General features: G+C 70.3%; 13 protein-coding genes. 6 read left to right on the top strand and 7 right to left on the bottom strand.

Translation table 11 applies throughout. The features are described from left to right. Positions 1-35 precede the first annotated feature (35 nt). Positions 36-662 carry a universal stress protein gene (locus B4V06_RS14755; protein ID WP_123112744.1) on the bottom strand — a complete coding sequence of 209 codons (627 nt, stop codon included), beginning with the start codon at positions 660-662 and terminating at the stop codon, positions 36-38. Positions 663-739: 77 nt separating this feature from the next. Further along, positions 740-2,023, bottom strand: coding sequence for a tRNA pseudouridine(54/55) synthase Pus10 (locus B4V06_RS14750; protein ID WP_123112743.1), 1,284 nt, complete (start codon positions 2,021-2,023; stop codon positions 740-742). Between the two features lie 138 nt (positions 2,024-2,161). Between B4V06_RS14750 and B4V06_RS14745 the strand changes: the two genes are divergently transcribed. Together B4V06_RS14745 and B4V06_RS14740 are read left to right on the top strand one after the other, a co-directional pair. After that, positions 2,162-2,548, top strand: a complete 387-nt coding sequence (locus B4V06_RS14745) for a DUF5830 family protein (protein WP_123112742.1) — start codon at positions 2,162-2,164, stop codon at positions 2,546-2,548. 459 nt (positions 2,549-3,007) lie between these two features. Beyond that, a complete protein-coding gene (locus B4V06_RS14740) occupies positions 3,008-4,708 on the top strand; it encodes a tryptophan--tRNA ligase (protein WP_498170407.1) in 1,701 nt (566 codons plus the stop codon). Positions 4,709-5,251: 543 nt separating this feature from the next. On the opposite strand, the gene B4V06_RS14735 is transcribed toward B4V06_RS14740, so the two are convergent. Next, complete coding sequence (locus B4V06_RS14735) at positions 5,252-5,614, bottom strand: DUF5518 domain-containing protein (RefSeq protein WP_123112740.1); 363 nt, start codon at positions 5,612-5,614, stop codon at positions 5,252-5,254. Positions 5,615-5,759: 145 nt separating this feature from the next. Here B4V06_RS14735 and B4V06_RS14730 point away from each other — a divergent pair, with 145 nt between their 5' ends. Further along, the gene (locus B4V06_RS14730; protein ID WP_498170404.1) at positions 5,760-7,715 is read left to right on the top strand and encodes an ATP-binding protein; all 1,956 of its coding nucleotides are present in this window, start codon (positions 5,760-5,762) and stop codon (positions 7,713-7,715) included. Positions 7,716-7,719: 4 nt separating this feature from the next. Here B4V06_RS14730 and B4V06_RS14725 read toward each other — a convergent pair whose 3' ends face one another. Further along, positions 7,720-8,682, bottom strand: coding sequence for an acetamidase/formamidase family protein (locus B4V06_RS14725; protein ID WP_498170402.1), 963 nt, complete (start codon positions 8,680-8,682; stop codon positions 7,720-7,722). A 188-nt stretch (positions 8,683-8,870) separates the two neighbouring features. On the opposite strand from B4V06_RS14725, the gene B4V06_RS14720 reads away from it, so the two are divergent. The 3 genes from B4V06_RS14720 to B4V06_RS14710 all read left to right on the top strand — a co-directional run bounded on the left by B4V06_RS14720 (position 8,871) and on the right by B4V06_RS14710 (position 11,045). Continuing rightward, positions 8,871-10,331 (top strand): lamin tail domain-containing protein, encoded by a 1,461-nt coding sequence (locus B4V06_RS14720; protein WP_498170400.1) that lies wholly within the window; start codon positions 8,871-8,873, stop codon positions 10,329-10,331. After that, positions 10,328-10,624 (top strand): DUF3006 family protein, encoded by a 297-nt coding sequence (locus B4V06_RS14715; protein WP_123112736.1) that lies wholly within the window; start codon positions 10,328-10,330, stop codon positions 10,622-10,624. Before B4V06_RS14720 ends, B4V06_RS14715 begins: the two co-directional genes overlap by 4 nt. Positions 10,625-10,808: 184 nt before the next feature. Beyond that, positions 10,809-11,045 (top strand): hypothetical protein, encoded by a 237-nt coding sequence (locus tag B4V06_RS14710; RefSeq protein WP_148041744.1) that lies wholly within the window; start codon positions 10,809-10,811, stop codon positions 11,043-11,045. 11 nt (positions 11,046-11,056) lie between these two features. Here the strand turns inward: B4V06_RS14710 and B4V06_RS14705 are convergent, their stop codons facing one another. From B4V06_RS14705 to B4V06_RS14695, 3 genes are all read right to left on the bottom strand, one after another. After that, a complete protein-coding gene (locus tag B4V06_RS14705) occupies positions 11,057-11,350 on the bottom strand; it encodes a chorismate mutase (RefSeq protein ID WP_123112734.1) in 294 nt (97 codons plus the stop codon). 15 nt (positions 11,351-11,365) lie between these two features. Then, the gene (locus B4V06_RS14700) at positions 11,366-12,286 is read right to left on the bottom strand and encodes a shikimate kinase (protein WP_498170398.1); all 921 of its coding nucleotides are present in this window, start codon (positions 12,284-12,286) and stop codon (positions 11,366-11,368) included. Positions 12,287-12,429: 143 nt separating this feature from the next. Next, positions 12,430-13,053: a hypothetical protein gene (locus B4V06_RS14695; RefSeq protein WP_498170397.1), complete on the bottom strand. Its 624-nt coding sequence runs from the start codon at positions 13,051-13,053 to the stop codon at positions 12,430-12,432. Positions 13,054-13,061: the final 8 nt, after the last annotated feature.

Here is a 13,061-nt window from a genome sequence, read left to right as displayed (position 1 = left end):
TTATTTTTAAACCGGAAGCGCGAATCCGCCCCGGCCTACGCGACGTCGAGCGCGGTCGCCCCGTCCGCCTCGACGACGACCACCGGGACCTCGGCGTCGTCGATCACGGTGTCGGTCGTGGAGCCGAACACGAACCGCCCGACGGTGCCGGTCGTGGGGGCGCCGACGACCACGAGGTCGTAGTACGGGGACTGCTCGACGATCGCCCCCGCCGCGGTGCGGTCCTCGACGAGCCAGCGGTCAACCCGGTCGAAGCCGCCGAGGCGGTCGCGGGCGGCCGAGAGGAGGCGGTCGCCGGCGGCGGCGTACTCGTCGCTGTCGGCGTCGTCGACCGCCGTCGCGTCCCCGTCCACGAGCGCCTCGTCGGAGGGGACGACGTGGAACAGTTCGAGCCACGAGCCGGTCGCGTCGGCGATCTCGCGGGCCACGTCGACGGTCGCCCCGGTGTGGGGACCGGCGCCCACCGCAACCAGGATCGAAGACACCCGATCCGGGCGCGTCGCCCGGTCGACTCCCTTCAGACGGGCGTGTGCCGCCGTCTCGGTCGACTCGGCCGCCTCCCTGACGGCCGGCTCGACGACGGGCTCGCCGATCCGGTTCCCGATCCGGTCGTCGGCCACCGGCGACTCGGCGCTCGCCTCGTCCGCGTCGCTCCCGTGCATACCCCTACTGTCTGACGCGCGTCCGATAAATCCCGTTGGTCCGCGCCGCTCAGCCGCCCCGGTCGCCGCGAGCGGCGTCAGTCCCGGAAGAACTCGGCGTGCTCGAACGGCTCCTCTTCGCCCTCGACGGCGACGACATCGAGCGCGGTCACCGCGGCGCCGACCCCGAGGAGCCCGGCCAGGCTCGGCTCGGTCCGGCCCTCGTCCCCGGAGATCAGCTCCTTGATGTAGAGCCCGCCGGCGCCGTGGATCTCGACGGTCGCGTGGCGCGCGTCGTCGAGCTCAGCGGTCGCCTCGTACACGTCGCGCTCGCGGGTGATGCTCGCGCGCCGGTGGTCTACCCGGTTCGGGGTGTACTGCTCGACGGTCGTCCCCTCCAGCTCGTCGACCGCGGCGGCCAGCGCGTCGGCGTCGACGTCGGCGTCGAAGGTCACCTGCGCGCGGTAGCGCTTGGCGGCGTCGAGCTCCTTCACGCGCTCGACCATGTCGTACGTCGCGAGTCGGAGCCCCTCGACCTCGACGGCGCCGTCGGCGAAGGCGTTGATGTCGCTCTGGAGGCGCTCGACGTCGACCCGGCGCCGCCGCGGCTCCTCGACCTCGACCACGAAGGGGCGGCCGGTGCCGAGCATCAGCGCGTCGACGTCCTCGCGGCCCGCGCCGTGGAACGTCGCCTCCGTGCCGTCCATCACGTCCTCGACGATCGGCGCGGTGTACTCCTCGACGCTGTCGTCGTAGAGGTAGCCGGAGCCGCCGCAGTGGTCGCAGGGGTCCGCGCCCTGCCGGCCGGAGCCCTTGCACTCGCGGCAGGGCCACTCGGTTTGGGGGATGTCGCGCTCCAGCTTCCGGTAGCGCCCGTAGACGAACGCCGAGTTCACCTTCGCGTCGAGCGCGTCCTCCGCGAGGTCGATCGTGAACTGCACGTCGGGCCGGTCGAAGGAGACCTCCGCGCCCGTGAGCCGACCGAACCGCTTGCCGACCTCGCGGTTGAACTCCGACTTGAACGGCTCGCCCGCGTCCTCGTCGAGGCCGGCGTCAGCGCGGAGCAGCGCCTCGTTCTCCTCGATCAGCGGCGGGGGGCGGGTGCCGACGTTGTAGGTGGAAAACTCGATCCCCTCGATCGCCTCGGCGGCGCGCTCGGCCCACTCGTCGAACTCGGTGCAGCGTCCCTCACAGACCCAGCAGTCCGCGGTCTCGACCGGCTCGTGGTCCTCGTCGTCGCGCAGCGCGATCGAGACGCGCAGCGCCGAGCCGCGCTCGGCGTTCGACAGCCCGAAGCTCCGGTCGGCGACGAGCCGGCCGAGACAGGCGTCGCACACCGGCCCCGTCTCGGTCGCCCGCGCCGCGACCTCCAGTACGTCCATACGCCCTCCAGCGCCCCGCGTGGTAACTGTCTTACTACATCGCGGGCCAACGGCGGCAGGGCGGCCGGCGCCCCCCGCTCCGCACTCGCCCCGCCGTCTCCCGGCCGACTTAAGAGGGTCCGAGTCGTTTCGCCGGGCGTGAACGAGCCGGCGTCCCGGGAGGAGAAGCTGGAGCTCGGCGTCGAGCTGCTCGCGCACCTCGAGCACGAGGAGCTCCCGCTGCCGGACGCGATCGACCGGATCGAGACGGTGACGACGAGCCCCGCGCTCACCCGGGAGATCCTCGACGCCGCCGAGAAGCGCGGCGTCATCGAACGCGAGGACGCACGTCTCAGAGTCCAGCGCGGCGGCACCTACGTCAACTACGACAGCCAAGTCGTCCAGCGGGAGGGCGAGTTCGAGTGTCGCCGGTGCGGGACCGGCATCACGACCGGCCACTTCGTGAAACTCGACGCCGGCGAGCTCGGTCCGTTCGGCTCCTCCTGCATCCGGAAGGTGACCGGGCGCGATTCCGACGACGAGTGAGCGTCGCGACCGCGACACGTATTTATAAATCCATACCGCGGCGGCGCGCGCCTCCGAGCGGCCGTTTATAAACGGCCGTGAGGAGCGCGTGCGAGGGAGTCGGTCGCCCGGAGCGACGCGGAGGGCGACCGACGAGGCTGGGGAGGCGTGAGGATGCGGTCGCTGTGCGGGGCGGGACTCGAAGGGGCAGCCGCGAGGGCGACGCACGGCGACGCAAGGACCGCAGGGAACGAGCGAAGCGAGTGACCGAGGACCGTAGCGAGCCGCGCGAGCCGTCGCGGCTGGGGCTTCGGCGGTGTCCACCGACAATACGGAGTCAACCGTTTACAAACAAACGACCGAACTGAGTGCGACCACATCTGCGACGCCGGTCTCACCACCATCCGCGTCTCCACCTTCGTATGCCACGTCCTGACGCGCAAGCGAACGGTTTTTGCGTCGACCGACGGGAGGAGACGTATGGACGAGGACACCCCCGAGGAGACGGGGTCGGCGGCGGGCGGTCCCCGCGACGAGACCCCGGGATCGTCCCGCACCGACGGCGGGACGGAGCGCGCGGACGGACCGACAGAGGACGTCGCGCTCGACCCGTGGGGGTCGGCGTCGGTCGGCGACTACGCGGACCTCTTCGAGGAGTTCGGCATCGAGGCGTTCGACGACGTGGCCGACGACGTTGCCGACCCGCACTACCTGATGCGCCGCGGTGTCATCTTCGGGCACCGCGAGTACGACGCCGTCGCCGAGGCGATGGCGAACGACGAGCCGTTCGCCGCGCTCTCCGGGTTCATGCCCACCGGCGACCCCCACATCGGCCACAAGCTCGTCTTCGACGAGATCATCTGGCACCAACAGCAGGGCGGCGACGCCTTCGGGCTGATCGCCGACCTCGAGGCCCACTCCGCCCGGGGGATGTCGTGGGACGAGATCGACGAGCACGCGCGCAACTACCTCCTCAGCCTGCTCGCGCTCGGCTTCGACGCCGAGGACGGCGAGCTGTACCGGCAGTCCGACAACCGGGCGGTGCAGGACCTCGGCTTCGAGCTGGGCTCGAAGGCGAACTTCTCGGAGTTCGAGGCGATCTACGGCTTCGACGGCGAGACCAACATCTCGCACATGCAGAGCGTCGTGACCCAGACCGCGGACATCCTCTACCCGCAGCTCGTCGACGAGCCGAAGCCGACCGTCATCCCGGTCGGTCCGGACCAGGACCCGCACGTCCGGCTGACCCGCGACCTGGCGACCCGCGTGCGCTACTTCAAGGTGACCGAGGCGTTCGCGAGCTTCGAGCTCGACGACGACGAGCGAAAGCTCGTTCGGGCCGCCTACGACGCGCTCGCGGCCGGGAGCGCGGGGGACGACGGCGGCGAGGTCGACGACGCCGACACCGACGTGCGCTGTGAAGACGCCGCCGAGTGGCTCGCCGACTACGAGCCGCCGGAGTCGGGGGCGGACGACGCCGAGGAGGACACCGACGACGCCCCCGACCTCGCGGCCGCCAAGTCGACCGCCCTCGAGAAGCTCCGGGCGGGCGGGAAGGAGCCGCTCCGCCCCCGCGTGCGGTTCTTCGACCGCAACGCCACCGACGAGGCGTTCGAGGCCCTGATCGAGGCGGTCGACGGCGAGAAGCGCGTGTTCGAGGGGCACGTCGACGCCTTCGACCTCACCCGCGGCGAGGCCGAGTCGGTCGCCCGCGAGGTCGAGATCGACCACGACGGGTTCGGCTTCCGGCAGCCCTCCTCGATCTACCACCGGTTCATGACCGGGCTCACCGGCGGGAAGATGTCCTCGTCGATCCCGGCGAGCCACATCTCGCTGCTCGACGACCCCGCGGACGGCTACGACAAGGTGAAGGCGGCGACCACGGGCGGCCGCGACACCGCCGAGAAGCAGCGCGAGCTCGGCGGCGAGGCCGACGAGTGCCCCGTCTACGAGCTGTACGCCTACCTGCTCGCGGGCGACGACGACGAGCTGACGAGGACCGTCTACTCCGAGTGCGTCAACGGCGAGCGCCTCTGCGGCGGCTGCAAGGAGCAGGCCGCCGAGCTGATGCGGGAGTTCCTCGAGGACCACCAGGAGAAGCGCGCGGAGGCCGAGGAACTGCTCGACGACCTCGACATCGACCTCGACTCCGACCGGCGCGGGACCGGCGGCGAGCACTAAGTCGTCCACTCTCGGCGTAGCGGGTGATTCTCGCACACCTTCTTTATAATAGACAGTGCGGTGGCGCGTGCCTGCGAGCGGCCGCCACCGGCGGCCGCGAGTCAGCTCGCGCGAGGGAGTCGGCGGTCCGGAGCGAAGCGGAGGACCGCCGACGAGGCTGGGGAGGCGTGAGGTGCTGTGCTGGGCGGTGCGGGGCGGGACTCGAAGGGGCAGCCGCGAGGACAGCGCAAGCGTTCACGAGAGCTTTGCTCTCGTGAGCCAATCAGAACGCTTCGCGTTCTGATGACGACGTAAGCACCGGAACGAGGGAGCGAACGGAGTGAGCGACCGAGTGAGGAGCGTGGTTCGAGACGCCTTTGGCGTCTCGTCATCACGAAAGGCGCAGAGCGCCTTTCGAACGACAGCGAGCGTGCGCTGTCCTCGCGGCTGGGGCTTCGGAGGTGTTTGTCGCCGGTTCGCTAGCGACTATTTATAAGTAAGCGGCTGGGGCTTCGGAGGTGTTCTCAGCGGATCCGAGCTCGACCACTCATAACAGCGACCGACTTACAGTTCGTCTTTTACGTACACGCCCAGTACTCCGCCGAGCGCGCTCAACACGACGGTGTAGGCGACGCCGCCCAGCACGGCGATCGCCCCGAGGAGGAAGATCCCCCCGGCTGCGATCCCGATCTCGGCCGGGAACGCGAAGAACCCCAAAAGCGGGAAAACGACCAGCACGAGCAACAGCAGCCCGACGATCGGGATCGACGCGATCGCGCCGGAGAGCGCGCCGACCCGCAGCCCGTCGTCGCCGTTTAAATACCCGGCGACCGCGCCGCCGAGGAGGGGTGAGATACCGGTGAACGAGAGGAGGGCCGACGCGATAGCGCCGACCACCGCGTTGAGGAGGGTGTTTTCGGTGTCCATGCGCTGTCCGACTCCCGGCGGCGGCATACGTTTTGCGGACCTCGAAGTACGAGCCATCCACGACCGACGCGACCGGTCGAGGGACGAGGCGACCGGCCGACGACCGAGGCGATGGTTTATGAGGCGGGCGCCACCTCTCACGGGTATGAGCGAGGAGGAGACGATCCACGTCGCGGACGTCAGCGAGGGGATCGGCGGCGACGCGACGGCGGAACCCGGCGCTCCGGTCGAACTCCCGGTGGTCGACGTGCTCACCGGCCGGTCTTTTATAACGGGCAAAAGCGGGTCCGGCAAGAGTAACACCGCGTCCGTCGTGATTGAAAATCTGCTATCTAACGGATTTCCTGTCATGATCGTGGACACTGACGGGGAATATTACGGACTTAAGGAAGAGTATGAAATTCTCCACGCCGGCGCCGACGACGAGTGCGACATCGTCGTCTCCCCGGAGCACGCCGAGAAGCTCGCGAACCTCGCCTTAGAACAGAACGTCCCGATCATCCTCGACGTCTCCGGCTACTTGGAGGAGGAGACCGCCAACGAGCTCCTCCTCGAAGTCGTCAAGCAGCTGTTCGCGAAGGAGAAGCGCATGAAGAAGCCCTTCCTCCTCGTCGTCGAGGAGTGCCACGAGTACATCCCCGAGGGCGGCGGGATGGACGAGACGGGGAAGATGCTGATCAAGGTCGGCAAGCGCGGGCGGAAGCACGGCCTCGGCATCGTCGGGATCAGCCAGCGCCCGGCCGACGTCAAGAAGGACTTCATCACACAGTGCGACTGGCTCTGCTGGCACCGGCTCACTTGGGACAACGACACGAAGGTGGTCGGGCGGATACTCGGCTCCAAATACTCGAGCGCGGTCGAGGATCTGGGCGACGGCGAGGCGTTCCTGATGACCGACTGGGACGAGTCGATCCGCCGCATCCAGTTCCACCGCAAGGAGACGTTCGACGCGGGCGCGACCCCCGGCCTCGACGACTTCGAGCGCCCGGAGCTCAAGTCGGTCTCCAGCGACCTCGTCGGCGAGCTCCAGTCCATCTCCGACGAGACGGAGCGCCGCGAGTCCGAGATCGCCGACCTCAGACAGAAGCTCGACAAGAAGGACCAGCGGATCGCCGACCTCGAGCGCGAGCTGGAGGAGGCCCGCGACCTGAGCAACATGGCCGACCAGTTCGCGCAGGCGCTCCTCGGGAAGGCCGAGGCGCCCTACCGCGGCGGGAGCGGGCACTCCCCGGTCGACGGTGGGCGGTCCGTGGCCGGCGACCGCGGAAACGGCGAGGACGACGACCAGTCCGTGCTCAAGTCGTACGACGAGGCGGTCGCCGCGACCAGAGACGGCGGCGGGGAATCGGACGCCGACGCCGCCCCCGTTGACGCCGCCGTCGGCGCCGAAGACGTCACCGACGACACCGGTGAGGCCGACACCGCCGACGGCGACCCCGAGGACGCCGAGGCGCCGCCCGAGGACGACGTCGAGCCCGTGACGCGCGCTGACGTCGCCGAGAGCGCGCTCCGCTTCGACGACGCCGTCGAACTCGGCACCCGCGAGGCGGTGATCGAGGAGCTCCGCGGCCGGATCGAGGCCCTCCCGGAGCTGTCGCGGGGGATGCTCCGCCACTACCGCCGCGAGGGCGTCAGCGACCCCGTCGCCGCCCACATCGACGCCGGCGGCGACGGCGACTCGGGGCACGCCTACAGCCGTCATCGACCGATTCGACGGGCGGGACTCATCCGACACGCCGGACGCGGACACTACGCCTACGCCGTCCCAGACCTGATCCGCGAGGCGTACGCCGACCGGCTCGACGAGGAGAGCGTCCGGGAGATAGTCCGCGCCGTCGAGACCGCCTTCGTCCCCCCGGCAGAAAGGAGCTACCCGCCCGACGCTGACCCGACCGAGGTCGGCGTCGCATCCGGCGACGGCGCTATCGACAACGCGGACGGCGACGGTGCTGTCGACGACACGGACGGCGACGGCGCTATCGTCGACACGGACGGCGACGGCGAGCCCCCCGAGGCCGAAGAGGGCGCAGATCGACCGACGAGCGCACTGAGCGACGCCGCGCGGCGCCTCGCGGAGCGCGGTCGCACCGGCGACGAGTGACCGGTCAGAACGGGAGGGCGAGGTACTCGCTCGGGACCGCGTTCCGCGCGGTCACCTGTGGGTCGACAACCTGACTGATCTCCAGCCCGCCGACGAGACTGGAGAACAGGTACGCCTCGGTCCTAGAGAAGCCGTGGTCGTGCGCCAGCAGCCGCACGACGTCGCGGTTCGCGAGCTCGACGGCCTCCTCCATCGTCCCGGCGCTCGCGACGGTCTTGACCGCGTCGCCGGTGTCGACGAGCGGGCGGTCGAGCCCGACCGCGGGGTCTTCGACCACCGAGACCGTCACGTCGATCTCGGTGCCGATCTCGGCGCCGGTCCCGCACATCTCGCCGTCGGCCATCGCGGCCTTCGAGTCGCCCATCGCGAGCATCGCGCCCTCCTGAAACACGGGGAAGTACGCGGTCGTCCCGGCAGTCATGTCGGTCGTGTCGAGGTTGCCGCCGTGGTCGTCGGGCGTGAGCGTCGACACCGACTCCTCCGCGGTGGCGACGCCGATCGTCCCGATCACGGGGTCGATCGGAACGTCGATCCCCTCGAACTCGACCGACCCGCCGCTCGCGCCGCCCCCGCCGCTCTCGCCTGCGCCGCCTTCACTTCCGGTGCCCTCGGCGTCGACCTCGGTGACCCGCGTCGCCGGGTGTTCGATCTCCGGGTCGTCCTGCAGGAGCCCGAATCCGGGCGCCGTGAGAACTCGCCCGACGTCCTCGGTGACGCGGACCGCCTCGATCTCGACCGCGAGCACGTCGCCGGGGCTGGCCCCCTCGACGGCGATCGGACCGGTCGCCGCGTTCACCTCCTCGGGGATGGCGTCGAGGAGGTCGTCGTCGGTCTGGATCGCCCCGTTCAGGCTGTCGATCGTCTCGATCGTGAGCGACTCGCCGTCCGCGGCCTCGTAGACGGGCTCCATCTCCGGTGCGAACTCGTAGACGTGACCGTCGCGATGGGAGACCAGCTCTCGTGGCATGTCGTCTCAGACTCGGGAGCGCGCGGACAAAAATCCCCACGCGGACGCCCCTCGCGGACGCCCGGTTCGAGCCGCGGGGAGAGACGGCGTTCGGCCGTCGGTCTCGGCCCGTCGGTCTCACCGGGCGACGTAACGGATTCGTTTCACCTTCGATCAGCTTTACAAGCCGACGTCACGCATGGGGCGTAATGACACGTTCTCGGGCGCTCTCCCGCGTCCTCCTCGTGGTGCTCGTCGTCGCTCTCGCCGGGTGTGCGGGCGCGTCGTTCGGCGATCCGACGGCCACCGATCCGGCGTCTGGCGACGGGTCGGACGTCGCGACGGCGAACGGCTCCCTCGAAGTCCACTACATCAACGTCGGGCAGTCCGTGAGCACGCTCGTCGTCGGGCCGGACGGCGAGACGATGCTCGTCGACACGGGCCACTACAACGACGACGGGGAACACGTCCTCGAGTACCTCCGGACCCACGGCGTCGAGCGGATCGACCGCCTCGTGACCTCGCACAACGACGCGGACCACATCGGCGGGAACGCGGCGATCATCGACTACTACGAGACCGAGGCCGACGGGGTCGGCGCCGTCTACGACCCGGGGATCGCGGCGAGCACCCAGACGTACGGCGAGTACCTCGACGCGGTCGAGGAGCACGACGTGACGCTGTACGAGACGCGGGAGGGCGACGCGATCGACTTCGGCGAGGTCACCGTCGACGTGCTCGGTCCCCCCGAGCCGTACCTCGAGAACGAGGCCCGCAACGAGAACAGCATCGTCCTCAAACTCACGCACGGCGAGACGAGCTTCATGCTGTCCGGCGACGCCGAGGACGACCAGGAGACGTACCTCGTCGAGACGTACGGCGAGGAGCTCCGGGCGACGGTTATGAAGGCGGGACACCACGGGTCGAGCAGCTCCTCGAGCGAGGCGTTCCTCGACGCGGTCGACCCGGAGGTCGCGGTCGTCTCGAGCGCCTACGACTCCCAGTACGGGCACCCGCACGAGGAGGTCCTCCGGCGCCTCGGCGACCGGTCGGTGCCGACGTACTGGACGGCGACGCACGGCGACGTCGTCTTCGTCAGCGACGGGACGAACGTCTCGATACGAACGCAGCGGGAGGCGCCGACGGAGCCGCAGTCGCTCCGCGACGGCGACCCGGTCGACCCCGGGACGAGCGGCGACGCGGTGGAACGGGCACAGGTAACCGGTGACGGAGCCGTCGCCGTCACCGACGGCGGCGACGGCACAGATGACTCGGGCAGCGACGGCTCGGACGGTGACGGCTCGGACGGCGACGACGAGACGGCGGGGGAATCGAACGGCACGCTCGCGGTCGCGACGATCCACGCCGACGCCGAGGGCGACGACCGGGAGAACCTCAACGACGAGTACGTCGTCTTCGAGAACGCGGGGACGGAGACGCTCGACCTGTCGGGGTGGGCCGTCGAGGACGAGGCCGGGAAGCGGTACACGGTCCCGGACGGCGTGACGCTCGCCCCCGACGAGACGCTGACGCTCAGGACGGGGAGCGGCACCGACACCGGAGACGAGCTCTACTGGGGCGCCGGCTCGCCGGTCTGGAACAACGGCGGCGACACGGTGATCGTCGAAAACGCTACCGGGGACCGCGTGCTAACGGAGTCGTACGAATGAGCCGGATCGATCTCGCCGACGGGACGTACACGGCGGTCGTCGACGCGATCGAAGACGGGCTCGCGACCGTCTTCTTCGAGCGCGACGGCGACGACGTGGGCGACGCCGTCCTCGACGCCGACCGGCTGCCTGACGAGGGCCGGCACGCGGACGCGATCTTGGACGTGCGGATCGAGGACGGGTCGATCGCGACCGCGACGTACGACCCCGACCTCACCGAGTCCCGTTCCGAGGCCGCCCAAGACCGGTTCGACCGGCTGTCCGAGCGGCCGCCGAAAGACGGTCGGGAATGAGACGACTGGGACCCGTTTCCGAACGGGTTGCCGCCACGAATCCCGATACCGATTCCCGCTGTATTTCTGCTGGTCGGATGCCGCCGACACCGGTGGCGACGGGTACGAGGATCTGGTGTCGCGGTCGCTATCGGGTGAACGGGCCCGGCGGCGGGCGCGGATAGCGTCGGGGACCGTCGACGAGATGGTCGAGGCCGGGACGCTTTCGGAGGCTGCCGGCGGGGAAGTGTACTGTTGGGGCGACGACGGTTCCTCTCGGGGAGACGGCGATTCCTGCGGAGAGACCGGTGAGGCTGGCGGCGAAGTCGTGGTGACGCACTGCCCGTTAGATGCGCCGGCGCTTCACCTGGTGAGTGCGGAGAGCGCGTCGAACGAGGTGAAGTTCAAGGCCGGAGCCGAGCTCTCGAGGAGCGTGAACTAGGCCGTCGCAGTTCAGCGATTCTCCCGCTGCTCCACCTTGTTCAGCTCGATCAGCAGCCGGAAGATCGCCTTCACGAGGTTGGCGTCGACGTCGAAGCGCTCGGCGTTCTCGCCGGCGCGCTCCATGACGCGCTCCTCCTGGCCCTCGTCGGTCGTCGGGAGGTCGCGCTCCTCTTTCACGGCCGCCACGGTGTCGGCGACGTACGTCCGGCGGGCGATCAACTCGACGATCTCTCGGTCGATGTCCTCGATCTCGCGTCGCAGTTCGTCGAGGCTCCGGTCCTCCGTGTTCGGTGTGTCACTCATAGGTCGGTAGTGTGCTCATTCGACGGTCGCGCCGTCGTTTCGGGTGGTCGTTCGTCGCAGCGTTCCGGGCCGGTCGCCCCACGCGTCGGCGACCGCGTCGAGGTCGGTCTCGGGGTCGGTCGGGTCCGCGACCGCGACGACGCTCGGGCCGGTGCCCGACAGCGACACCCCGGTCGCGCGCGGCATCGCCTCGACCGCGGGGTCGGCGTCGAAGCCGAGCGCGGCCGAGAAGGCGAGCCCGTTGACGGTCATCGCCTCGGCGTACCGGCCGTCCAGCGCGAGGTCGGCGACCAGGTCCGCCATCGGCGCGACGGCCTCGCAGCGGGCCACGTCCGCGTCCGCGCTGTAGGCGCGCTCGGGCGGCGTCCAGACGAGAACGTCCCAGTCGACGGCCTCGCGCGACCGCAGCTCGTCGCTCGCGTTGTCGGTGACGGTCACCCCGCCGAGCATCGAGGCGGTGGCGTCGTCGAACGCGCCCGTGACCGTCACGCCCGCCTCGCGGGCCGCCCGCACGCCGAGCCGGCAGGCCTCCAGTCGCGTGACGTCGACGGACGAGCCCGCGGCGTGGGCGGTGTCGTCGGCGCCGCCCGCCTCGTCGCCCACCGTCAGTCCCAGCGCGTCGCAGGTCGCCAGCACGGTCGCGTTGGCGGCCGCGCTGGAGCTCTTGAGCCCCGCCGCGAGCGGCACGTCGCTGTCGGTCCGGACGGTGCCGCCCTCGCCGTCGCCCCACCGGTCGGTCGCGAGCGCGACGCAGCGCTCGATCAGGGTGGTGTCGGCGTCGGGGTCCTCGGCGATGGTCCCGTCCACGCCCTCGGCGGCCGGGTCGAGAGAGACGCTCGCGCGCGTCTCGACGTCGATGCCGAAGGCCGCGCCGGTGCCCGTCGCGAGCGCGTTCAACACGGTGCCGGCGCCGAGCGCGGCCGCCCGTCCCTCCATGCACTCACGGCTCGCGAGCGCGGACAAAGAGGTAGCGATCACGGCGAGACTCTCGGAGCGATCACGGTGAGACCCTCGGGGCGATCACGGCGAGACCCTCGGCGCCACGGCCCGCGCGCGGCGACCGGCCGAGGGACCGATATTTAAACCGGATCGGCCGTTCGAACCGCGGCGTCGACCTCGTACCAGTCCACGTCGGCCGGGACGTTTGTCTCTCGGCTCCGGAACGTGATCGAGACGTCGAAGCGACGCGTCCCGTCGTCGAACCGGTTCCCGGACGTGAACCGCCTGGTGACGTAGGAGAAGCCGACCGAGTCGCCCTTCGTTGAGTTCGGAGGCGCCGGGTACGCGTCGACGCGGAGCTCGACCGTCCCGTAGGTGAACCGTCCCCTGTTCTCGACGGCGAGCCGCGCGTCGACGGTCGTCTCGTACCCGTCGTCGGTCACGTCGCGCACGTCGACGCTCGTGACGACGAGCCCGGCGCCGTCCGGCCCGACCTCGTCGGGGGCCGGCTCGTCGTCGGTCTGTTCGGCGGTCGCCTCGTCGGTCGTCGAGTCGTCTCCCGACGCCTCGCCTCCCGCAGACTCCTCGCTCTCTGCGGGCGCCTCGCCCCCCGCGGACTCCTCGGCTTCGGGACCGTCGACGTCCTCGCTCTCACCGCCGGCCCCGCTTCCGGCCGCGCTCTCGTCGGACTCCACGAGACAGCCGGCGAGCAGGCCGGGGGCGGCCGCGGCGAGCAGCCGCCGCCGGGAGAGCGAGCGCCTCATGGACTCCT

The organism is Halorubrum sp. B53, assembly GCF_059752395.1.
Note: the sequence above shows the minus strand (reverse complement) of the source record. Positions and strands in the feature narration are given on the sequence as shown.

Excerpts from the sequence above, each read along its gene's own strand:
- B4V06_RS14755 (WP_123112744.1), bottom strand. The coding sequence starts at position 662 with ATGCACGGGAGCGACGCGGACGAGGCGAGCGCCGAGTCGCCGGTGGCC.
- B4V06_RS14750 (WP_123112743.1), bottom strand. The coding sequence starts at position 2,023 with ATGGACGTACTGGAGGTCGCGGCGCGGGCGACCGAGACGGGGCCGGTG.
- B4V06_RS14740 (WP_498170407.1), top strand. The coding sequence starts at position 3,008 with ATGGACGAGGACACCCCCGAGGAGACGGGGTCGGCGGCGGGCGGTCCC.
- B4V06_RS14735 (WP_123112740.1), bottom strand. The coding sequence starts at position 5,614 with ATGGACACCGAAAACACCCTCCTCAACGCGGTGGTCGGCGCTATCGCG.
- B4V06_RS14730 (WP_498170404.1), top strand. The coding sequence starts at position 5,760 with ATGAGCGAGGAGGAGACGATCCACGTCGCGGACGTCAGCGAGGGGATC.
- B4V06_RS14725 (WP_498170402.1), bottom strand. The coding sequence starts at position 8,682 with ATGCCACGAGAGCTGGTCTCCCATCGCGACGGTCACGTCTACGAGTTC.
- B4V06_RS14720 (WP_498170400.1), top strand. The coding sequence starts at position 8,871 with ATGACACGTTCTCGGGCGCTCTCCCGCGTCCTCCTCGTGGTGCTCGTC.
- B4V06_RS14715 (WP_123112736.1), top strand. The coding sequence starts at position 10,328 with ATGAGCCGGATCGATCTCGCCGACGGGACGTACACGGCGGTCGTCGAC.
- B4V06_RS14710 (WP_148041744.1), top strand. The coding sequence starts at position 10,809 with ATGGTCGAGGCCGGGACGCTTTCGGAGGCTGCCGGCGGGGAAGTGTAC.
- B4V06_RS14705 (WP_123112734.1), bottom strand. The coding sequence starts at position 11,350 with ATGAGTGACACACCGAACACGGAGGACCGGAGCCTCGACGAACTGCGA.
- B4V06_RS14700 (WP_498170398.1), bottom strand. The coding sequence starts at position 12,286 with ATGGAGGGACGGGCGGCCGCGCTCGGCGCCGGCACCGTGTTGAACGCG.
- B4V06_RS14695 (WP_498170397.1), bottom strand. The coding sequence starts at position 13,053 with ATGAGGCGCTCGCTCTCCCGGCGGCGGCTGCTCGCCGCGGCCGCCCCC.